Annotated in this window: 17 protein-coding genes; 10 read left to right on the top strand and 7 right to left on the bottom strand. The window is 70.2% G+C overall.

Annotation, left to right across the window (positions count from 1 at the left end):
• Positions 1-14 precede the first annotated feature (14 nt).
• Both F4553_RS07410 and F4553_RS07405 read right to left on the bottom strand, forming a co-directional pair.
• Positions 15-899 carry a carbohydrate ABC transporter permease gene (locus tag F4553_RS07410; protein WP_184833837.1) on the bottom strand — a complete coding sequence of 295 codons (885 nt, stop codon included), beginning with the start codon at positions 897-899 and terminating at the stop codon, positions 15-17.
• A gap of 14 nt (positions 900-913) precedes the next feature.
• Entirely contained in the window at positions 914-1,795 is an 882-nt protein-coding gene (locus F4553_RS07405) for a carbohydrate ABC transporter permease (RefSeq protein WP_184833835.1), read from the bottom strand.
• Between the two features lie 258 nt (positions 1,796-2,053).
• Between F4553_RS07405 and F4553_RS41745 the strand changes: the two genes are divergently transcribed.
• From F4553_RS41745 to F4553_RS07365, 7 genes are all read left to right on the top strand, one after another.
• Complete coding sequence (locus tag F4553_RS41745) at positions 2,054-4,933, top strand: fibronectin type III domain-containing protein (RefSeq protein WP_281394995.1); 2,880 nt, start codon at positions 2,054-2,056, stop codon at positions 4,931-4,933.
• A gap of 70 nt (positions 4,934-5,003) precedes the next feature.
• Entirely contained in the window at positions 5,004-6,368 is a 1,365-nt protein-coding gene (locus F4553_RS07390) for a DUF4832 domain-containing protein (protein WP_184833834.1), read from the top strand.
• A 67-nt stretch (positions 6,369-6,435) separates the two neighbouring features.
• Positions 6,436-9,108, top strand: coding sequence for a fibronectin type III domain-containing protein (locus F4553_RS07385; protein WP_184833832.1), 2,673 nt, complete (start codon positions 6,436-6,438; stop codon positions 9,106-9,108).
• A gap of 65 nt (positions 9,109-9,173) precedes the next feature.
• Entirely contained in the window at positions 9,174-11,690 is a 2,517-nt protein-coding gene (locus tag F4553_RS07380; protein ID WP_184833830.1) for a DUF4832 domain-containing protein, read from the top strand.
• 116 nt (positions 11,691-11,806) lie between these two features.
• A complete protein-coding gene (locus tag F4553_RS07375; protein WP_184833828.1) occupies positions 11,807-13,066 on the top strand; it encodes a Gfo/Idh/MocA family protein in 1,260 nt (419 codons plus the stop codon).
• 62 nt (positions 13,067-13,128) lie between these two features.
• The gene (locus F4553_RS07370) at positions 13,129-14,646 is read left to right on the top strand and encodes an alpha/beta hydrolase (protein ID WP_184833826.1); all 1,518 of its coding nucleotides are present in this window, start codon (positions 13,129-13,131) and stop codon (positions 14,644-14,646) included.
• A 60-nt stretch (positions 14,647-14,706) separates the two neighbouring features.
• The gene (locus F4553_RS07365) at positions 14,707-15,363 is read left to right on the top strand and encodes a GNAT family N-acetyltransferase (protein ID WP_184833824.1); all 657 of its coding nucleotides are present in this window, start codon (positions 14,707-14,709) and stop codon (positions 15,361-15,363) included.
• A 15-nt stretch (positions 15,364-15,378) separates the two neighbouring features.
• On the opposite strand, the gene F4553_RS07360 is transcribed toward F4553_RS07365, so the two are convergent.
• Positions 15,379-15,765, bottom strand: a complete 387-nt coding sequence (locus tag F4553_RS07360) for a DoxX family protein (protein ID WP_184833822.1) — start codon at positions 15,763-15,765, stop codon at positions 15,379-15,381.
• Between the two features lie 179 nt (positions 15,766-15,944).
• Between F4553_RS07360 and F4553_RS07355 the strand changes: the two genes are divergently transcribed.
• Complete coding sequence (locus tag F4553_RS07355) at positions 15,945-16,841, top strand: RNA polymerase sigma-70 factor (protein WP_184833819.1); 897 nt, start codon at positions 15,945-15,947, stop codon at positions 16,839-16,841.
• Between the two features lie 33 nt (positions 16,842-16,874).
• Here F4553_RS07355 and F4553_RS07350 read toward each other — a convergent pair whose 3' ends face one another.
• The 4 genes from F4553_RS07350 to F4553_RS07335 form a co-directional block, all read right to left on the bottom strand.
• On the bottom strand, positions 16,875-17,705 hold the full coding sequence (locus tag F4553_RS07350; RefSeq protein WP_184833817.1) for a class II glutamine amidotransferase: 831 nt from the start codon (positions 17,703-17,705) through the stop codon (positions 16,875-16,877).
• 134 nt (positions 17,706-17,839) lie between these two features.
• Positions 17,840-19,330 (bottom strand): MFS transporter, encoded by a 1,491-nt coding sequence (locus tag F4553_RS07345; RefSeq protein ID WP_246466216.1) that lies wholly within the window; start codon positions 19,328-19,330, stop codon positions 17,840-17,842.
• Between the two features lie 223 nt (positions 19,331-19,553).
• Entirely contained in the window at positions 19,554-19,712 is a 159-nt protein-coding gene (locus F4553_RS07340) for an LPXTG cell wall anchor domain-containing protein (RefSeq protein WP_184833813.1), read from the bottom strand.
• 26 nt (positions 19,713-19,738) lie between these two features.
• On the bottom strand, positions 19,739-20,782 hold the full coding sequence (locus F4553_RS07335; protein ID WP_184833811.1) for a glycosyltransferase family 2 protein: 1,044 nt from the start codon (positions 20,780-20,782) through the stop codon (positions 19,739-19,741).
• Between the two features lie 262 nt (positions 20,783-21,044).
• Between F4553_RS07335 and F4553_RS07330 the strand changes: the two genes are divergently transcribed.
• On the top strand, positions 21,045-21,608 hold the full coding sequence (locus tag F4553_RS07330; RefSeq protein WP_312875127.1) for an RNA polymerase sigma factor: 564 nt from the start codon (positions 21,045-21,047) through the stop codon (positions 21,606-21,608).
• 34 nt (positions 21,609-21,642) lie between these two features.
• The gene (locus F4553_RS07325) at positions 21,643-22,317 is read left to right on the top strand and encodes a hypothetical protein (RefSeq protein ID WP_184833809.1); all 675 of its coding nucleotides are present in this window, start codon (positions 21,643-21,645) and stop codon (positions 22,315-22,317) included.
• Positions 22,318-22,441: the final 124 nt, after the last annotated feature.

Genomic DNA, 22,441 nt, shown 5'->3' with positions numbered 1-22,441 from the left:
CAGGGGGGTGGGTGTTACTTGCTTCCGGTGAAGTTGAGGGACTGGACCAGGCGCTTGCCCATGAGAACGAGCAGCACCAGGACGGGCAGGACGGACAGCGTCGAGGCGGCCATCAGCCCCGTCCAGTCGGGTTGGGTGTTCGGCGACTGCTGCAGGAACACGCCGAGGGCGACGGTGACGAGCCGGTTCTCCTCGTTGCGGCCGACGAGCAGCGGCCAGAGGAAGTCCTTCCAGGCCCAGACCGTCGTGGTGAGCCCGATCGTGATCAGCGGGCCCCGGCTCATCGGCAGCGCGATGCGCCAGAAGATGCCCCACGGGCCGTTGCCGTCGAGGATGGCTGCCTCCTCCACGTCGCGGGGGAGCGACAGGAAGAACTGGCGGAGGAAGAAGACCGCGAAGGGCGTCATCAGGATCGTGGGTGCGACCATGCCGGCCATCGTGTTCATCAGGCCGAGGTCTTTGACCAGGATGAAGTTCGGCAGCAGGGTGAAGATCGGCGGCACCATCAGCGCCGCGATCACGATGCCGAACACCAGGTCGCGACCGGGGAAGCGCAGCCGGGCGAAGGCGTACCCGGCCATGGCGCAGAACAGGGTCTGCACCGCGGCGATCAGGCCGCAGTAGATGACCGAGTTGAGCAGGTAGCGGGCGAAGTCGAGCCGCGCGCCGGAGCCGCCTGCGGCGCGGGCCTCCGCCTCGCTGGTCAGGCCGAGGATCCTGGCGAAGTTGACCAGGGTCGGGTGGTCCGGCAGCAGCCCGGTGTTGTCGGTGTAGATGTCGGCGGCGGGGGTGAGCGCGGTGCGGATCATCCACCAGAACGGGAAGACCGTCACCACGAGCACCACGATCATCGCGACCCACGCCAGCGCTCGGCCGGGGTTGAAAGTCCTGCGTGTCATAACTGTCGACCCCTTCACATCAGGTCCGAGCGCGATGCGCGCAGCAGGCGCATCTGTACGGCGGTGAGCACGCCGAGGATCAGCGCGAGGCAGATCGCCGCGGCGGCGGCGTACCCCATGTGGAAGTACGTGAACGCTTGCTGATAGATGTAGTAGTAGATGACCCGGGTGGCCGCGACCGGCCCGCCCCGCGTGGTGACCGCGATGGTGTCGAAGATCTGGAACGACCCGATCATGGAGACCACCAGCACCAGCGCCAGGACCGGGCGGAGCAGCGGCAGGGTGATGCGCCGGAACATCAGCCACTCGCCGGCGCCGTCGATCGCCGCACCCTCGTAGAGGTACTGGGGGATCTGCAGCATCCCGGCGTAGAGCAGCAGTGCGGTGTAGCCGGTGTAGGCCCAGGTGTTGATCCCGGCGATGGAGGGCATCGCCCAGGTCGCGTCGGTGAAGAAGCCGATGGGGTTGAAGCCGAGGGTGTTGAGCAGGTTGTTGACGAACCCGAGGTTGGTGTCGAGCAGCCACATCCACAGCAGGCCGATGGTGACGTTGGGGACCAGCCATGGCAGCAGCAGCGTCGCCCGCAGCACCACCGAGCGGGTCAGGCGGTGCATGAGGGTGGCGATGCCCAGGGCCAGCGCGGTCTGCGATCCGATGTTGAGGACCACGTACCAGCCCGTGACCAGCAGCGAATTCCAGAACTGCTCGTCGCTGAAGAGCTTGGCGTAGTTCTCCGTCCCCACATAGGAGGGCGTGTTGAGCATGGTGTAGTCGGTGACCGAGTACCAGATGCCGCGAGCTGCCGGGTAGCCGTAGAAGACGGCGAACCCCACCAGCACCGGCAGCAGGAACCACCATGCCGCGCGACGGTCGTCACGCTGTTTTGTCGACTTCATCCTCGCCTCTGATCCGGTGTTCGGGTTGGCTCTTGCCAGCCGCCCCGCTCTCGAATAATGATGTAGTCCTTCGAAATTTTGTCAACACCTCTTCGTATTGCAGTTGAAACACCAAGGAGGTCGACCAGCCATGATCTGTCGCGCCAGAGCTCCTACCAGCATCGATACGAGACCGATCTTCCCGACACAGCCGTTCGCCCGACCGGCACGTCCACCCGAACCACCCGCACTTTCGCCCCACTCCCACGGAGAACAGCCATGAAAGCACGTTCACGCGCCAGATCCGTCCTGGCCGCAGTCGGCGCCGTCGTCCTCGGCGCCGCACTGACCTTCGTCGCCCCGGCCGGCGCCCAGGCCGCCGCGGCCGGCCCGCCCACCCGACCGGCCGCACCCGCGACCCCCGACCCGGCGCTGCAGGCCCATCCGCTGACCGCGGCCGCGGGGCCGGTGGACAACCCGCTGAAGGGCTGGGCCCGGTTCTACTCGCCCGGCGGTGACCAGAACAACGGCTACCCGCACGCGCTGACCTGGGGATACTTCGGCCTGTCCGAGATCATGACCAGCGCCTCGAACTGCGCGAGCTACAACTGGTCGATCGTCGACAGCATGCTGGCAGAGACCGCCGGCTACGGCAACCAGGCCGCGATCCGGATCTACATGACCTACCCCGGCGGCACCGGCAGCCACCCGGCCAACGCCATCCCGCCGTGCTTCACCGGCAACGTCGCCACCCGCGCCGACGCCACCTGGAACGTCACGCACCCCGACTACGACAGCCCGTTCCTGATCACCGCGCTGAAGAACTTCATCGCCGCGTTCGGCGCCCGCTACGACGGCGACCCCCGCCTGGGGTTCATCCACCTCGGTCTGGTCGGGCTGTGGGGCGAGTGGCACACCTGGCCCTACGACACCGACACCGCCGACGGGCTGCCCAACTACATGCCCACCGACGCCAACGGCGCGCAGCTCATCGCCGCCTTCGACGCCGCGTTCAACACCACCAAGATCGAGCTGCGCTACCCGGAGGCGGGCGGGGGAGCGGCGAACACCCGCGACATCGGCTACCACGACGACTCGTTCTGCTTCCGCGAGGGCTCGCCGTTGCAGGGCGTGACCCTGCCCGCGTCGTTGGGCGGCGCCTCCTACGCCCAGCTGCAGCGCAACCTCAACACCGGCACCGAGAACAAGTGGATCGGCAGCTCCATGGGCGGCGAGCTGCGGCCCGAGATCCAGACCTTCGCCTTCCAGTCCTGGCCGAACGGCTCCGGCACCGTCGACAACCTCAAGGCCTGCATCGAGCTCGAACACGCCACCTGGATGATCAACGAGGGGAGTGCCGCCTACTCGCCGACCGACGCGAACGTCGCGGCCGCGACGCGGCTCATGGGCTACAACCTCACCGTCGACAACGCCTGGTTCAAGGACTCCGCCACCGGCACGACGAACGTCGGCGTGCAGGTCAGCAACAGCGGCGTGGCCCCGTTCTACTACCCGTGGACCGTCAGCCTGGGGCTGAAGAACGGCTCCGGCACCGTCGTGCGGACCTGGGACACCGCCTGGGACCTGCGCACCGTCAAGCCGCTGACGATCCGCAACTTCCCCGACTGGAACGTCGGCACCGACCCCAGCTACCGCGACTTCGGCTACCGGCAGTATTTCCAGCACAGCGTCGACCTCACCGGCCTCGCCCAGGGCGGCTACCAGTGGGTGCTGCGGGTCAAGAACCCCCTGGAGACCGTCAGCGCCGCCGCGAAGAAGCTCCGCTTCGCCAACGCCACCCAGAACGCCGACGGCTGGCTCGGCCTCGGCGCCATGACCGTCGGCACCGGCAGCGCCGACACCACCGCGCCGTCGACGCCGACCGGCCTCACCTCGACCGGTCAGACCTCGTCGTCGGTCTCGCTGTCGTGGGGCGCTTCGACGGACAACGTCGGTGTCACCGGCTATGAGGTGTTCCGGGGTTCGACGCTGGTCGGCAGCCCGGCGGGCACCACGTTCACCGACACCGGTCTGAGTGCTTCGACGGCGTACACGTACACGGTGAAGGCTCGGGACGCGGCCGGGAACCGGTCGGCGGCGAGCGGCTCGCTCACCGTGACCACCTCGGCGGGCGGCGGTTCGCCGGTCGGTTACGAGGCCGAGGCCTCGGGCAACACGCTCACCGGCGGCGCGGTCGTCGCCGCGTGCGCTTCCTGCTCAGGTGGGTCGAAGGTCGGCTACGTCGGCAACGGCGCGACCCTCGCCTTCACCAACATCGCCGGGGGTACGGGCGGCGCGCGCACCGTGACGATCCACTACCTGTCGGCGGTGGCGCGGACCGCGATCGTCAACGGGCAGACGGTGAGCTTCGCGGCGACCGCCGACTGGAACACCGTCGGCACCACCACCGTCACCCTGACCCTCGCGGCGGGGAACAACACGATCACCATCGCCAACCCCGGCGACTGGGCACCGGACATCGACCGCATCACCGTCAGCGGCGGCACGACCGGTGACACCACCGCGCCGACGACGCCGACGGGCTTGACCTCGCCGGGCAAGACATCGTCGTCGATCTCCCTGTCGTGGGGCGGCTCGACGGACAACGTCGGTGTCACCGGCTATGAGGTGTTCCGGGGTTCGACGCTGGTCGGCAGCCCGACCGGCACCACGTTCACCGACACCGGTCTGAGCGCGTCCACGGCGTACACGTACACCGTCAAGGCTCGGGACGCGGCCGGGAACCGGTCGGCGGCGAGCGGCTCGCTCACCGTGACCACCTCGGCGGGCGGCGGCTCGCCCGTCGGTTACGAGGCCGAGGCCTCGGGCAACACGCTCACCGGCGGCGCGCTCGTCGCCTCGTGCGCTTCCTGCTCGGGCGGGTCGAAGGTCGGCTACGTCGGCAACGGCGCGACCCTCGCCTTCAACAACGTCGCCGGAGGCACCGGCGGCGCCCGGACGATCACCATCCACTACCTGTCCGCCGTGGCACGGACCGCGGTGATCAACGGGCAGACGGTGAACTTCGCGGCGACCGCCGACTGGAACACCGTCGGCACCACCACCGTGACCCTGACCCTCGGGGCCGGGACCAACACGATCACCGTCGCCAACGCGAGCGGCTGGGCGCCCGACATCGACCGCATCACCGTCAGCTGACCCGTCCCGCCCCACCGGCCAGGCGACGGGGGCCTGGCCGGCCCACCCCTACCGAGGAAACCCCACACCCATGAGAAGAGCACTGCGCCTCACCGCCGCCCTGCTGGCGGCGCTCACCCTCGCCGCGGGTACGCCCGCCGCGGCGACACCCGCACCCACCGCGCCGCAGTGGACGGCGCTGTCCTACGCCTCCGCCCCCGCCGACAACCCGCTCAAGGGCTTCATGCCCTTCGCGGGCAGCTATCAGACGTTCCCCTACAGCCAGGAATGGTTCTACCTGCCGGTCCGCGACGTGATGACCGGTCCGAAGCAGTTCCGCTGGGACGCCCTCGAACGGCAGCTCAACGCCATCGCCGCCCGCGGCCACCAGGCCGTGTTCCGCTTCTACCTCGACTACCCCGGGAAGCCCTCCGGCATCCCGCAGTACCTGCTCGACCAGGGTCTCGTCACCCGGCCCTACCCCGACTTCGGCAACAACGGCGTCAGCGTCTCCCCGGACTACAGCGACCCCCGCCTCGTCACCGCGATCGACGATTTCATCACCGCCCTGGGCCGCAGATACGACGGCGACCCGCGGATCGGGTTCCTCACCCTGGGCCTGATCGGGTTCTGGGGCGAGTGGCACACCTGGCCCTACGACGGCTGGACCCAGCCGGAGAACTGGATGCCCTCCACCGACATCCTGCAGCGGATCCTCGACCGCTTCGACTCCTCGTTCAACAAGACCCGGCTGCTGGCCCGCTACCCCAGCGCGCAGAACAAGACTCTCGGCATCGGCTACCACGACGACTCCTTCGCCTTCGAGACGCTGCCGCCGACCTCGTGGCACTTCGTGCAGCGCCTCATCGACGAGGGCGTCACCGACAAGTGGCAGCGCGAACCCGTCGGCGGCGAACTGCGCCCCGAGATCCAGTCCTGCCTGTGGGACCAGCCCGTCACCTGCTCCCAGTACGAGGACTACCCGCAGTCCGTCGCGCAGACTCATGCCTCCTGGTTGATCAACCACGCGGCGTTCGCCGGGACCGGCTACACCGGCGACGAGTATTTCCGCGCCCTCGCCGCCGCGAAGTCCCTCGGCTACGAGCTCACCGTCACCGAGGCCGCCGTGTCCCGGGACCGGGTGGCGGTGCGGATCGCCAACCGGGGCACCGCGCCGTTCTACTACGACTGGGCACCCGAGCTCGCCGCCGTCGACAGCTCCGGCCGCATCGTCAAGCGCTGGCGCACCGGCTGGAACCTGACCGGCATCCTGCCCGGCCAGGATCCCGCCGAGCTGACCGCGCGCATCGACATCCGTGGGCTGCGCGCGGGCAGCTACGACATCGTCGCGCGCGTCGCCAACCCGCTCCCCAACGGCATCCCGTTGCGGTTCGCCAACACCAGCCAGGACATCCACTCCGGCTGGCTCACCCTCGGCACCGTCACCACCCGCTGACGGTCCGCCTTTCCCCGCCCGTACCCACCTGATGTTCCTGATCTTCGTCCTGAAGGGAACACGGCACATGCGATCGATCCGCACGCTGCTCGCCGCCACGACGGCAGCAGCACTGACCCTCGCGCTGGTCGCCACCGGCGCGGCCGCGGCACCGGCGGGCCCACCGCCGCGACCGGCGGCGGGCCCCGGCCCGGACCCGAGCCTCACCACCCACACCTACGGGTACGCCGACGCGCCCCTCGGCCAGCCGCTGAAAGGATTCGCTCCCTACTACTTCCCCGGCGACAACCTGTCGTCGAAATACCCCGGCGGCCTGGTCTGGAGCTACTTCGCCCTCAACGAGGTGATGAAGGACCCGGCCAGCTGCACCACCTTCGACTGGACCGTCTTCGAGAAGGCCCTCGACGAGGCGGCCGTCTGGGGCCGCCAGGTGGCGTTCCGGTTCTACGTCGAATACCCCGGCGGTAGCGGCACCCACCCCGGCAACGGCATCCCGCCGTGCCTCAACGGCAAGATGGCGCTGCGGACCAACGGGTTCTGGGGCACCGTCAGCCCCGATTATGACGACCCGGACGTCATCGCGGCGCTGGTCGGCTTCATGAACGCCTTCGGTGCGCGCTATGACCACGGCGGTCCCGGCGGCGCCGCCGACCCGCGCATCGGGTTCATGACTCTCGGCCTGGTCGGGCTGTGGGGGGAGTGGCACACCTGGCCCTACGACCGGGACACCGCCGACGGCTACCCCGACCTGATGCCGACCGACGCCACGATCCGCACCCTCATCGGCGCCGCCGACACGGCGTTCAACAACATCCAGGTCGAGGTGCGCTACCCGCTCGCGGGCACCGAGACCGCGAACATCGGTTTCCACGACGACTCCTGGCCCTACAAGGAGTGGCGCGGCGGGCAGCTCAAGGGCATGACCCTGCCGGTGTCGATGAACGGCTGGGAGGACGCGTTCCTGCAGCTCCAGCTCAACACCGGCACCGAGAACCGGTGGATCACCCAGTCCATCGGCGGCGAAGCCCGCCCGGAGATCCAGGGCAGCCTCTACGCGGGCTGGCCCGGCGGCAACGGGCAGGTCGACGACGTGCTCGCCGCGACCGAGCTCACCCACATCTCCTGGATGATCAACCAGACCGGGGCGGGCGGCTACAGCACCACCGACCCGAACGTGTCGGCCGGTGTCCGGAAGATGGGCTACAACCTGCACATCCCGCAAGCCAACTTCAACGCCACCGCACCGGGCACCTTCAAGGTCGGCGTGACGATGCAGAACAACGGGGTCGCGCCGTTCTATTACCCGTGGACGACCGTCATCGGGCTGCGCAACGCGGCCGGTGCGATCGTCAAGACCTGGGACACCAGCTGGGACCTGCGCCAGGTGCAGCCGCTGAAGATCCGCGCGTTCCCGGACTGGAACGTCGGCGGCAACCCCACCTACCTGGATTACGGCCGCCCGGTGAACTTCTCGGCGAACCTCAGCACCGCCGGGGTCCCCGCGGGCAGTTACAGCCTGGTCCTGAAGGTGCGCAACCCGCTGGAGGCGGTCACCGCGGATGTGCTCCGCGCCCGGCCCGCCGCCAGCCGGCTCACCGACTGGATCATCGACCAGTGGCGCCCGGCCGTGCCGCTGTCGTTCGCCAACGCCAACCAGGGCACCGACGGCTGGGTCAACCTCGGCCCGATCGCCACCACCGGCACCTGCACCGGTGACTGCACGCCGCCGTCGGCCCCGTCGGGGCTGGCCGTGTCGGGGGTGACGAACACGAGCGTGTCCGTGTCGTGGTCGGCCGCCTCGGACAACGTCGGTGTGACCGGCTACCAGGTGTGGCGCGACGGCGTGCTCGCCGGTTCGCCCACCGGCACGTCGTTCACGGACTCCGGCCGGTCGCCGGGGCAGACCTACCAGTATTCGGTCCGTGCCGTCGACGCCGCGGGCAACGTCTCGGGATCCTCGGCGACGGTGTCGGCGACGACGACCGGCTGCTCCGTGGACTGCACGGCACCCACCGCGCCGACGCTGTCGTCCGCGGCGAAGACCGACACCACCGTGTCGCTGTCCTTCACCGGCTCGACGGACAACGTGGGCGTCACGGGTTATGAGGTGTTCCGCGGATCGACGCTGGTCGGCTCGCCGTCCGGGACCTCGTTCACCGACACCGGGCTGACGGCGTCGACCGCCTACTCCTACACGGTCAAGGCCCGCGACGCGGCCGGCAACCGGTCGGCGGCGAGCAACACGGTCACGGTGACGACGGCCGCCACACCGCCGCCGCCGACCGGCCTGGTGCTGGACAACTTCGACGGCACTCCGGCCTATCCATCCGCGAACCTGAACGATCTGGGCAAGTGGACCGGCGGGAACTGCTTCCTCGACGGCGGCGGTTCCGGCGCGGTGACCGGAGGTGCGTTGAGCCTGCGCTACAACGCGTGCGGCTGGTTCGGCTCCGACGTGGGGGTCGACCTGAGCTCCTATACCCACCTGGTGGTGCGGATCAAGGGAGCTGCGGGCGGCGAGCAGGCCCACTTCAACCTCGGTCTGGGCGGGTCGACGAAGCTCTTCGCCGACTTCACCCTCGACGGCGGGGCACACCCCGTCGTCACCACGTCCTATCAGGACATCCGGATCCCGATGGCCGCCAACGGCATCAACCGCAACTCGCCGTCCCAGCTCGCCATGGGCTTCTGGTACGGCGGCAGCTCCACCATCTCGATCGACCACATCACCTTCCAGTAGCAGTCGGCCGCCTGGTCGCGATCATCGCGGCCAGGCGGCCTCTCGTCCCCCTTGAGGAAGGCACCATGTCCACTCGTTCCCTGCGGCTGCTCGCCGTCACGGCGCTGCTGGCCGGGCTCGGGGCGGTGGCGGTCGGCGCCGCGCCCGCGCAGGCCGCCACCGTCACCTACCCGGCCGATCTGACCACCGCGTTCGCCAACCCGGAGCGCGGCTACCACAACCGCTACGAGATCATCAACGATCCGGCCGTCAACGACTACGTCAACGCCGCCACCATCCCCGGCTTCAACCCCGATCTGCTCGACCGGACCTTCGCCCGGGCCAAGGCCGGCAAGAACACCCTGATCCACAGCTACGTGCACCTCGACAAGTACAAGACCCAGGCTCTGCCGCAGGCGCTGCTGGACAACCTCGCCTCCGGTCTCGCGGCGGTCCGCACCGCCGGGATGAAGATCGTCCTGCGTCCCGCCTATACCTGGGACGGTTACGCCACCGTCGCCGAGTCGCAGATCCTCGCCCACATCACGCAGATCAACGCCGTCGTCACCGCCAACGCCGATGTCGTGCTGCACCTGGAGACCGGCTACCTCGGCGCCTGGGGCGAGTGGCACACCGGCGGCCTCACCAACCCGTCCTCGGTCGAGGAGGCGCCCGCCCGCTACCGGATCGTGAAGAAGATCGCCGACACCACCCCGGCCACGATCCCGCTGGTCATGCGGTACCCGATCTACATCAAGGAGGTGACCGATCCGACCAGCTGCGTCGTACCCGAGGGCTGCACGCTGACCCAGGCGCAGAAGGACCGGATCGGCTTCCACAACGACTGCTTCCTCGCCGACCTCAACGACATGGGCACCTACGACAACCCGTCCTGGATGGGCTGGTACTACATCGAGCAGAAGAAGCAGTGGATGTACGACCTCGCCACCTCGACCGGGCAGAACAAGATGGTCGGCGGCGAGACCTGCGGCGCCGACGGATACAACGACGCCGCCTGCGTCAACGCGCAGACCGAGATGCAGAAGCTCAACTTCACCGAGATCAACGAGGACTACGCCGCCGTCAACACCGACAAGTGGAAGGCGGCCAACCTGGCGGCCGGCGGCAACGATCCGGCCGAGACCTGCTTCACCCGGATCAAACGCAAGCTCGGCTATCGATTGCGGCTGCTCGACGCCACCTTCCCCACCAGCGTCACCCCCGGCACGACCCTCGGCCTCACCGCGCACCTCAGCAACGACGGCTGGTCCGGCCTGATCAAACCCAGGACCGCCTACCTGGTCCTGGACAACGGCACCCAGCGCTACAACCTGCCGCTGAGCGCCGTCGACGCCCGGAACTGGCTCGCCGGGCCGAGCACCGTCACCACCGGCGTCACCGTGCCCGCCGCGGCGGTGGCCGGGACCTACCGGCTGGCGCTGTGGCTGCCGGACCCGGCCGCCGGGCTGCAGTCGCGACCGGATTACGCCATCCGCCTCGCCAACACCGGCATCTGGGACGCCGCCAAGGGCTACAACGTCCTCGCCTCCGCGATCACCGTCGGCACCTGCACCGGGGACTGCACCCCGCCGTCGGTCCCGTCCGGGCTCGCCGTGTCGGGGGTGACGAACACCAGCGTGTCGCTGTCGTGGGCGGCGGCCACCGACAACGTCGGTGTCACCGGCTACCAGGTGTGGCGGGACGGCGTCCTCACCGCGTCGCCCACGGGCACCTCGTTCACCGACACCGGCCGCGCCCCCGGCCAGACCTACCAGTATTCGGTCCGCGCCGTCGACGCCGCGGGCAACGTGTCCGGGCCATCGGCGACGGTGCCTGCGACGACGACCGGCTGCTCGGGTGACTGCACTCCGCCGAGCACACCGACCCTGTCGTCGACCGGCCGCACCGACACGACGGTGACCCTGTCCTGGACCGGCTCGACGGACAACGTCGGCGTCACCGGGTACGAGGTGTTCCGCGGATCGACGCTGGTCGGGTCGCCGACCGGGACCTCGTTCACCGACACCGGCCGGTCGCCGTCGACCGCGTATACCTACACGGTCAAGGCCCGGGACGCGGCGGGCAACCGCTCCGCGGCGAGCAACACGGTCACGGTCACCACCGACGCGACACCCCCGGCGCCGACCGGGCTGGTGCTGGACGACTTCGACGGCACCCCGGCCTATCCGGCCGCGTCGCAGAACGACCTCGGCAGGTGGACCGGCGGGAACTGCTTCCTCGACGGCGGCGGTTCCGGTGTCGTGACCGGCGGGGTGTTGAGCCTGCGCTACAACGCGTGCGGCTGGTTCGGCTCCGACATCGGCGTCGACCTGTCCGCGTACACCTATGTCGTGGTGCGGATCAAGGGCGCGGCCGGGGGCGAGCAGGCCCACTTCAACCTCGGGCTCGGCGGGTCGACGAAGCTCTTCGCCGACTTCACCCTCGACGGCGGGGCACACCCCGTCGTCACCACGTCCTATCAGGACATCCGGATCCCGATGGCCGCCAACGGCATCAACCGCAACTCGCCGTCCCAGCTCGCCATGGGCTTCTGGTACGGCGGCAGCTCCACCGTCACGATCGACCACATCACCTTCCAGTAGGTACCCACCGCCAGGTGTCCCGGGACATACTCGGGGCACCTGGCCTGCTCCAACGAGGCAGGCCACCGCCCCGGCGGCCCGGCCGGCCCCGACCACCGACAAGGAGAACGACGACCATGGACCCTGTGCGACTCGCGCTGATCGGTGCCGGTGACCGCGGCACCTCCTACGCCCGGTGGGCGCTGGCCCACCCCGACCGGGCCCGGATCGTCGCCGTCGCCGAACCCGACCCGGACCGCCGCGAGCGGCTCGCGGCGGCGCACGGCATCCCCGAAGCCGGGCGCCACCCGGGCTGGGCCGAGCTGCTCGCCGATCCCGGCCTCGGCGTCGACGCGGTCGTCATCACCACCCAGGACACCGGGCACGCCGACCCGGCCGTCGCCGCCGCCCGGCGCGGGCTGCACATCATGCTGGAGAAGCCGCTCGCGCCGACCCCCGAGGAGTGCGTGCGCATCGTCGACGCGGTGCACGAGGCCGGCGTCATGCTCGCCGTCTGCCACGTGCTGCGCTACGCCCCCTACACCCGGCTGGTCAAGCAGCTCATCGACGGCGGGGCGATCGGGGAGGTGGTGTCGGTGCAGCACCATGAGCCGGTCGGGTTCTGGCACCAGGCCCACTCGTTCGTGCGCGGCAACTGGCGGCGCGAGGACCTGTCCAGCTTCATGCTGCTCGCCAAGTCCTGCCACGACATCGACTGGCTGCAGCACGTGGTGGGCCGCGACATCGCCCGGGTGTCCAGCTTCGGCGGGCTGCGCCATTTCCGTCCGGAGAACCGCCCGGCCGGGGCCGCCGACCGGTGCCTGGAGTGTGCCGTCGAGCCCGACTGTCCGTACTCGGCTCCGCGGCTCTACCTCGACCAGCTCGCCCGAGGTGAGCATGCCTGGCCGCTGTCGGTGGTCACACCCGTCTTCACCGAGGAGGCGCTGACCGCCGCACTGCGGGAGGGGCCCTACGGGCGCTGCGTCTACGCCTGCGACAACGACGTCGTCGACCACCAGGTGGTGGCGATCGAGTTCGACGGCGGGGTCAGCGCTGCGTTCACCATGAACGCGTTCAACACCGGCGGCCACCGGCGTACCCGGATCTTCGGTACGCGCGGCGAGCTGGTCTGCGACGGCCCGGCCGTGACCGTGCACGACTTCGTCACCGGCACCGCGACCAGCCACGACGCGGCAGCCGCCGGTGGTGCGGACGCCGCGGGCGGGCACGGCGGCGGCGACGCCGGGCTGATGGAGGCGTTTACCGCCGCCGTCGCGACCGGCGACCGGAGCGGCATCCTGTCGGGGCCGGAGCAGACCCTCAACTCGCACCTGGCGACCTTCGCCGCGGAGCGCGCCCGGCGGGAGGGCACCGTCGTCACCGTCGCCCGGCCGTGACCGGTTTCCGGTATTTATCGCATATGAGCCATGGGTGGACTATCCGCCCCTAGTGTTTTCGTATGAGAGCACGTTCCCTGGGCCTCGCCGCGAGCGTGCTGGTCGTCGTGGCCGCCACCGCGTGCGGGCAGACACTCGCGCCGACCGCCTCGCCGAGCCCGTCAGCAGCCCCGGCGGTCGCCTGGCAGCCCTGTCAGGCGACCGTTCCGGACCAGTGCAAGGCCCGGTTTGCGCAGGTGGAGTGCGGTGCGCTGGCGGTCCCGCTCGACTACGCCAACCCGTCCGGCGAGCGGATCGCGCTCGGCATGGTCCGGGTGAAGGCGGCCGGGAACCGGCTCGGGTCGCTCGTGTTCAACTTCGGCGGTCCCGGCGGCACCGGTGTACAGACGCTGCTGAACCGATGGCTCCTCGGCAGTGTCGACACCCTGCAGAGCCGCTACGACCTGGTCTCCTTCGACCCGCGCGGGGTCGGCCAGAGCAGCCCGGTCGCGTGCCTGGACAACGCCGGTGACGAAGCCTTCCTCCGACTGGACCACACACCCTCCACCGACGCGCAGATCCAGGCGTTCGCCGCCGGTCAACGCGCCTACACGAAGGGCTGCCAGACCAACTCGGGCAAGATCCTGCCCTACGTCGGCACCGCCTCCGCGGCGAAGGACCTCGACGTGATCCGGCAGGCCGTCGGCGACGACAAGCTCAACTTCTTCGGCGTCTCCTACGGGACCTGGCTGGGCGCCGACTACGCCAACCAGTTCCCCGACCGGGTCGGGCGCATGTTCCTCGACTCCGCCGTCGACCCGACGCTGAGCCAGAAGGACCTGGACCTGGAGCAGGCCAAGGCGCAGGATGCCAACCTCACCGCGCTGCTGGCCGACTGCGCCAAGCAGGGCGGCACGTGCCCGCTGACCGCGTTCGGCACCACCACCGACGCCCTGCGGGCCAGGATCGCGCAGTTCTCGCAGCAGCTCGACGCCACACCGCTCGTGGCCGGAAAGCGCACCCTGTCCCAGGAGATGTTCCTGCTCGGCCTCGGCTCGGCGGTCGGTGCGGCCTCCCAGCGGCCCCAGGTCACCGCCGCGCTCGCGGCCGGGATGAAGGGCGACGCCACCGGGCTCATCGCCATGGCAGACGCCGCGACCGGGCGGCAGGCCGACGGCACGTTCGAGAACACCGACGAGGCCAACCGGGCCATCCGCTGCGCCGACGACACCACGCACTACTCCGTCGACCAGGTGAAGGGGTTCGTGGGCGAGTTCACCGCCGCCGCACCGATCTTCGGCGCGGGGCAGGCCTGGGACGGTCTGCGCTGCCTGGACTGGCCCTACGCCGGCGACAACGCCGCCAAGGACGTCTCGGCGCCCACCAGCGCCACGACCATCGTCGTCGCCGGATCGACGGGCGACCCGGCGACGCCTTACGCGTGGTCGCCGGCGCTGGTCAAGCAGCTCGGCAACGCGCAGCTCATCACCAACGACGGCCCCTACCACGGCGCCTACCTGTCGGGTGCGGAGTGCGTGCAGCAGAAGGCGAACGCCTACCTGTTCGACGGCACGCTGCCCGGGAACACCACCTGCCCGTGACCCGTCACTCCGACACGAGGTCCCCGCGATCACGTTTCGGCCGGCGGCTACCATCGCCGGATGTCTGACCTGCGGGAAACCTTCATCGCCTGGGAACTCGGCTGGGCCGCCAGCCGGGACCTGCCGCCCGCCCACCTGGTCGAGGGCGGCATGCGCATCGAGTGCCGCCAGCAGTCGCGGGACGTGGAGATCTTCGCGCTGCACGCCGACGACGACCCGGACTCGCTGGTGCGGCTCGCCGAGCTGCTGCGCGCCGAGACCGAATCGGCCTGGCTGACCGTGCCGACCCGCGAACCCGAGCGGGCCGCGGCCACCCTGGAGGCGGCCGGGCTGGAGTTCGTCTCGCGGGTCGAGGCGCTGATGGAGACCGACCTGCGCACCCAGCCGGTCCGCGCGGTCGCGGCACCCTACCGACTGCACACCGAGGTCACCGGCCCGGTGGTGCACGTCAGCGTCGAGGCCGCCGACGGCGAGGAGGCCGCCCGCGGGTACGCCGGGCTCATCGGCACCGCCGCCGTGGCCGACCGGATCCTCACCGCGGAGGCGCACCGGCGGCGTTCGCTCGGCGCTGCCGTGATGACCGCGCTCGCCGACGCCGCGGTCACCGCCGGCGCCACCCGGGGCCTGCTCATCGGCAGCGTCGAAGGCCAGGCCCTCTACCGGTCGCTCGGCTGGTCCACGGTCGCCACCGTGCTGATCGCGAAGCTCCCCGAGTAGTGCCGCCGTTGCGCCTCAGCCCGTGAAGGACTCCGGACCGAAGCGGCCCCACGCCACGAAGGCCGTGAGCGCGAGGTAGACCAGGTCCACCGCCATGAGCGTGAACTCGCCGCGCCGGATACGGGTGATCGTCGCACCGACCATGATCATCGCCAGCCCGAGGGCGGCCATCGGTGTCAGAACCGGCAGGACGCCGAGCGCGGCGGGCAGGATCAGACCCACGGAGCCCAGGACCTCCAGGGCTCCGATCGCCTTGACGCTGCCGGCGCTGAAGTCCTCGACCCATCGTGCGCTGGGCCCGAAGGCGGCGATCTTCTCCTTCGAGAGGATCACCTTGAGGCCACCGCCGAACAGATAGGCGACGGCGAGTAGTCCGGCGACGATCCAGAGAAACAGATTCATGGGGCACTCCTTGACTCGGGCCGACTGTCCGGGCATGAGACACCGCTCGCCCGCTTCCTGTGACAGCGCCGGCCACGTGACGCGTACCACCGCTTCGCCTGTGCTGCCGTTGTCACAGAACGGCCGGGCCCGGTGTCTGGTGGGTGAGAGACTCCAGAGCCGACAGACAGGAGCACCCCATGGCCACCGGAGGCAGTGCGGACCCCGCCACCGAGGCGTTCGTCGCCCACCGCAACCTGCTCTTCACGGTCGCCTACGAGATGCTCGGCTCGGCCGCCGACGCCGAAGACGTCCTGCAGGAGACGTGGCTGCTGTGGGCGAAGGTCGACCTCGACACGGTCCGCGAACATCGCGCCTACCTGGTCCGGATCGTCACCCGTCAGGCACTCAACCGGCTGCGGACCCTCAGCCGGCGCCGGGAGTCCTACATCGGCCCCTGGCTGCCCGAGCCGCTGTTGACCGTGCCCGACGTGGCGGAGGATGTCGAGCTGGCCGAGAGCCTGTCGATGGCGATGCTGCTGGTGCTCGAGACCCTCACTCCGACGGAGCGGGCGGTGTTCGTGCTCCGCGAGGTGTTCGAATCCGACTACGACGAGATCGCCGAGGCGGTCGGCAAGAGCCCGGCCGCGGTTCGCCAGATCGCCCACCGGGCCCGTGGCCACGTCGCCGCACGCCGGCCCCGGGAGGCGGCATCCGCCGCCGAGAACCGCATCGCGCTCGAGGCGTTCCGGCGCGCGATCGAGACCGGCGACCTGCAGAGCCTGCTCAGCATCCTCGCACCCGACGTCGTCGTGATCAGCGACGGTGGCGGGGTGAAACAGGCTGTCCTGCGGCCCATCGTGGGGGCCGACAAGGTGGCCCGCCTGCTCGCCGCGGGCCTGGGCAAGGTCGGTGCCGCGCTGTCGCTCGAACCGGCGCAGATCAACGGCTGCCCAGGACTCGTGATGAGGCTCGACGGGGAGTTCGACAGCATCGTGGCGCTGCGTGTCGAGGACGGACTCATCAGCGGGGTCTACACCGTCCGCAACCCCGAGAAGCTGGCGCGCATGCACCGGGAGAACACCCTGACCCGTTGAGCCCGGTTGCGCCGACCGCCGGAAACGCAGCGGTCATGGCCGTTGCGGATGGAATCCGGCGATCAGATCCTGCCCCTCCTGAATCACCCCGTAGGCCGACTCGGGCACCGCGTTCCAAGCGCCGGCCATCTGCCCGAGCGGCTCGGACACGATCAGGCGGGCCTCGTCCGAAACCTGCAGCAGCTGCGCGTTCTCCGGATGCAACTCGCGCAGGGCGCGCACGTCGGTGCTGTAGAACAGGGACCGGGACTGGCGCACGGTGGAGTAGCGAAATGCCCACAACCGTGTCCCGTCGCTGGTCGCGACGGTCATCTGCACCGAGTGGTCCACCCCGTGCTGCGCGGCGACGGCCTCGATGAACCCCACGGCGCGCTCGACGGCGCCGGGCGGGTCATCGCGCAGGCCGAAGGTCAGGGCCAGAAAGAACATCACCTCGGAGTCGGTCGAGCCCTCGATCGCCGGGTAGAGGCCCGGATCGACGCCCAGGACCAGGTCCCGTTTGAGCCGTGCGAATTCGGCGATCGAGCCGTTGTGCATCCACAGCCAGTTCTGGAAGCGGAACGGGTGGCAGTTGGTCTCCTGCACCGGAGTTCCGGTCGACGCCCGGATATGTGCCAGGAAGATCGGCGCGGTGACGGTCGAGGCGAGGTTGACGAGGTTGCGGTCGTTCCAGGCCGGGCCGATGCCGCGGAACACCCCGGGCGAGGCCGGGGTGGCGTACCAGCCGACTCCGAACCCGTCGCCGTTGGTCGTCTCGACCCCCAGGGTCGAGTGCCGGCTCTGGTCGATCAGCGAGTGGGCGGGCTTGAACAGGAGCTCGTCCAGCAGGATCGGCGAACCGGAATAAGCCAGCCACCGGCACATCACCGCCTCCTTCAGCCACGGGCTTCCCGGGGGGCCGCTCGCCGGTCATGGCAGGCCCGAACCCCTCCGTCGTCGATTGTTTGAGCGTAGACGCGAGCTGCGGTCCGCGAAGCGATACGTCAATCTTGACGCGCTCACGACTGCCCGACGGGCGTCACGCGGGTCTGCAGCGTGTGCGTGGTGGAGGCGGCCGCGGCGGCGTAGTCGACGGCTCGGGGCTTCGCCGGGCGGAACCGGCCGATCAGGGCAGCCATCGCCACGCCCACGGCGCACCAGATCGCCATCGCCAGGGCGGTCCGGGAGACCGCGGCGGCCAGTGCCACGCTCGCGGTGTCCCCGGCGGCCTGATGGCTGGTGGAGACCGAGGCGTAGATCGAGGCGACGATCGCCGTCATGACGGCCGCGCCGACGTAGCGGGCCATGTTGGAGATGCCCGATGCGGCTCCGACCTCCTCGGGGGCGACACTCGCGGTGGACAGCGATGACGCCGGGCCGTTCTGCAGGCTCATCCCCACGGCGAGCGCGACGAGCGGCAGCACGAACCTCGAGTACCCCCAGTCGTCGGCGACGAAGGTGAGGACGACGAACGCGACGGTCATGATGGCGAAACCGGCGACGACCGTGCTCCTGGCGCCGATCTCGCCGACGATCGGGGTGATCATCGGAGCGAGGATCACCGCCGCGGCGGCGACCGGCAGCGTGGCGAAGCCCGTCTCCAGCGCGCTCATGCCCAGGGCGGCCGGGTTCTGGAAGTACAGGCTGACGATGTACATGATCGCGTTCAGGGTGCCGGAGCCGATGAGGATCGCCAGGGTCGCCCCGACGAGCGTCCTGTTGCGCAGCAGCCGCAGATCGAGCAGCGGTGCGCTGATGCGCTTCTCCACGATGACGAAGCCGATCGCGGCGGCGATCGAGACGAGGAAGCAGCCGATCGTCCTGGGCGACAGCCAGCCCCAGGCCGATCCCTCGGTCAGGGCGAAGATGATCGGTGCCAGGATCGCGGCGATCAGCACCGTGCCGGCGACGTCGATGGAGCGCGGTCGGTTCGGATCGCTGGATTCCCGGACGGCCGCGATCGTGACGGGTACGCAGACAGCGGCGATGACGGCATCGATCCAGAAGAGCCCCTGCCAACCGGTGGTCGCGACGAGCAGGCCGCCGATGAGCGGGCCCGCGGCCGCGCCGATGGCGGATGCGGCCCCCCACAGGGTGACCGCGCGCATCTGGGCCTGGCCGGTATTGGCCGCCGAGATCAGGCTCATGCCGCAGGCGAGAATGGTCGACCCGGCGGCTCCCTGGATGCACCGGCCGGCGATGACCCCGCCACCGCCCTGGGACAACGCGATGAGCGCGCACGAGGCGACGAAGAGCACCAGGCCGCCGATGAAGATCTTGCGGCGGCCGAAGACGTCGCCGAGGGCGCCGGCGGTGACGATCGTCGCCGCGCCGACGAGGGAGTAGCCGGTGACGGCCCACTGCAGTGTGGTCACGGGAGTGCCGGTGTCCGTCGAGATGGCGGGCAGCAGGATCGACACGGCGGAGGTGTTCGCGTTCACGACGAGGGCGGATACGCAGGTCGCGATGAGCGTCGCCGTCGCGGCCCGGCGGGTCGCCAGATCAGTCATGTCAACACCTGTGCCCATGGACGCCGGTCGGCCGCGCCTGCGACCGCTTGACATCGACGATAGATGTTTGCACCGTTCTGCGGGCAATCATGCCTATGTTAGGCAAATAAGTGGAAGATCAGGTCCCGAGGAGACCCGGCTCCGCAGCGCAGCCTCCTGCACCGAGGGGACGGGCCGTGCTGTCGGCGGTACCTCAGGGGTGCCGGCAGCACGGCCGCTCGGGTCAGGCAGCCGGGGTGCGCTTGGGCAGCAGCCGGAGCAGAGCCAGGCCCGCCGAGACGAGGGTGAAGCCGGCCACGGCGTACCAGACGATGTTGAAGCCGGTGACCGGCAGCATCGCGCCTGCGGTGGCGCCGCCGGCCGCTGTTCCTGATCCATACATGGGGGTGTTCTCCTTGGGGTGAGGGATTACCACTCGCGTCGGCGGCCGAAGACCGCGTCGGCGAGTGCCTTGAGGTGCGTGGCCTGGAGGAAGAGGTCGAACGCCATCTCCGGCAGAAGGGTCGCGGCGACGAGCATGGGACGGCGGCCCCGGCTGCGGACGGTCACGACGCGCTCGGCGAGGAACACGGCCGTGACGCCGATCCAGAGGGCCTGCAGGTGCAGCGAGCCCGCCCCTACGCCGTAGGCCAGGCTGGCCAGGTAGAGCGCGGTGACGGCGACGCCGACGAAGCCGACCACCTGATAGCCCCAGTGCTTGAGCGTGAAGCGGGTCAGCCCGTACTGGCGCAGGTTCTCCATCGCGCCGCGCTTCCAGCGCAGCCGCTGCCGGTAGAGCTCGCCCCAGGTCGGCATGACCTCGGTGGTGAGGGTGCACCCGGCGGGGCTGCGGACCTGCCAGCCGAGGTGGCGCAGGGCGAAGGTGAGCTCGTTGTCCTCGGTGAGGACCTCGGTGTCGTAGACCTGCCCGCGCAGGGCGACCACCTCGCGCAGCGCCGCCACGTTGAAGATCGTCGCCGTGCCGGTGAGGACGAGCACCTCGCCGCGCTTGCGTCGCACGTCGCGCTCGTAGCGGGCGTACTCGCTGCGCTGCGCCTCCTCGACCCAGCTCTGCAGCAGGCGCCGCGTGCCGTCGGAGCGCCTGCCCCGGAAGGTGCCGCCGATGCCGCCGTAACTGCTTCCGGCGGGAAGCCAGGGCAGCGCGGCGGCGACGAAACCGGGATCGAGGCAGCTGTCGGCGTCCATGACGAGGACCCGGTCGCGGTCGTCGGCGCGGGGGATCAGGTCGGTGAGGACCTGGTTGAGGGCGCCGGCCTTCTTGTGCCGGTTGCCGATGGTGGCGTGGACCGTGGCGCCGAGCGAGGCCGCGATCCGGGCGGTGTCGTCCGTGCAGTTGTCGGTGATGACGATGATCTCGTCGACCGGGTGGGTCTGCCGGCGGACGGAGTCGATGGCCATGGCGATGGTCTCCGCCTCGTTGTGGGCGGGGATCAGCACGGTGAGCGGGGGCACGCGCCGAAGTTACCGACGGGTCGGCGCCTTGTGCCACGCCGCTGAGTCTGGCTGTCGCGCTCGTCACCAGCGCAAATAGCCGTTAGGTGGAATGCCGGTAGTCCTATCCGCGGGTGCTGCGGCCCGATTCCCGGCAGGCCGGGCGGCCAGATGAAAGCCGCATAACGGCCGAGCCTGCCGCCGCAGTTCACACCGGGTACCGCAGCCGTGCACAATCAGTGCCCGCACGCCTGTGCGCCGACGCGACGAAGGGGGCATCCGGGTGGCCGACCCGAACAACCTCGACGAGCTCACCCGGGCGTTGGCGGGGGCACGGCGCGGCGAGGAGGAGTCGTTCGGGACGCTCTACCGCTCGGTGCAGCCCGGCATGCTGCGCTACCTGCGGATCCTCGTCGGTGACGATGCCGAGGACGTCGCTTCGGAGACCTGGCTGCACATCGTGCGCGACCTCGCCTCCTTTCGGGGCGACGGCAACGGCTTCCGCGGCTGGGCGGTGACGATCGCCCGGCACCGGGCCATGGACCACCTGCGGCATCACCGCCGACGTCCCGTCCTGACGGTGCCGACGGAGGCGCTGATCGAGCTGCCGGGCCGACACGACACGCCGACCGGGGCGGGTGAGTCGATCTCCACCGACGCGGCGCTCGCCCTCATCGCGACCCTTCCGCCGGATCAGGCCGAGGCGGTGCTGCTGCGGGTGGTCGTCGGGCTCGACGCCGAGTCCGCGGCCCGGGTGCTGGGCAAGCGGGCGGGGGCTGTTCGTACAGCCGCCTATCGTGGCCTGCGCCGACTGGCTCAGCTGATCGCTCCGGCGACGGGGGAGTGACATTCGTGGGCCCGTCGGCGCTGAAGGAGATGTGATGAGCGAGCACGGACGTGGGGGACTCCACGACGACGACGCTGTCGAGCGACTGCTGCGCGAAGCGGCGCCAGATCGGCCGTCCGGTGACGACCGGTTGGCCGAGCTGCTCCGCGCCGCCGGCGCTCCGGGTCGGCCCGAGGAGTTCACCGGCGAGGCGGCAGCGATGGCCGCGTTCCGCGCTGCTCGACGGGGTGCCTCTGTCGTGCAGGTGGAGGCACCCCCACGCCGTCTCGCGTGGCGTCGGCTGCTCACCGTCAAGGTCGTGGCGCTGGTGGCGGCGGTCGCCGTCGGCGGTGTCGCGGTCGCGGCCGGTGCCGGTGTGCTCCCGAACCCGCTGCGCCCCGCACCCGCGGCCAGCTCTCCGGCGCCGAAGCCGCCGCATGTGCCCGGCTCGGCCGCGCCGACGACGACACCGAGCAGCACGCCCGGTCGCGGCACCCCGGCTAAGCCCGCCGCCAACGCCGTGGGGCTCTGCACGTCCTACCTGAGGCATCCGGACCGCGCCGACGGCAAGGCGGCGAAGAGTCCGGCGTTCGCCGGGTTGGTGTCGGCGGCGGGGGGATCGGATCGGATCGAGAGCTACTGCTCGGACTTGTTGGCCGGAAGAGGCAAGAACGGCCCGTCCGCCAAGCCCGGCCACCCGCACCCCAGCCGAGGCGGCCGGGCGAAATGAACGTGGGGGCGGCGTCGCACCCGCCGCCCCCACCACAGTGACATCGACGGCCCGCATGGCGCCTGACAGTCAGGGGTCTTAACAGTTGTCGGTCTCGATGACTGTCGACCCCCGGTATCCCCGG

The organism is Allocatelliglobosispora scoriae (assembly GCF_014204945.1).
Classification (GTDB): Bacteria; Actinomycetota; Actinomycetes; order Mycobacteriales; family Micromonosporaceae; genus Allocatelliglobosispora; species Allocatelliglobosispora scoriae.
The sequence above is the reverse complement of the archived record's forward strand: the minus strand, read 5'-3'. Positions and strand labels throughout refer to the sequence as shown.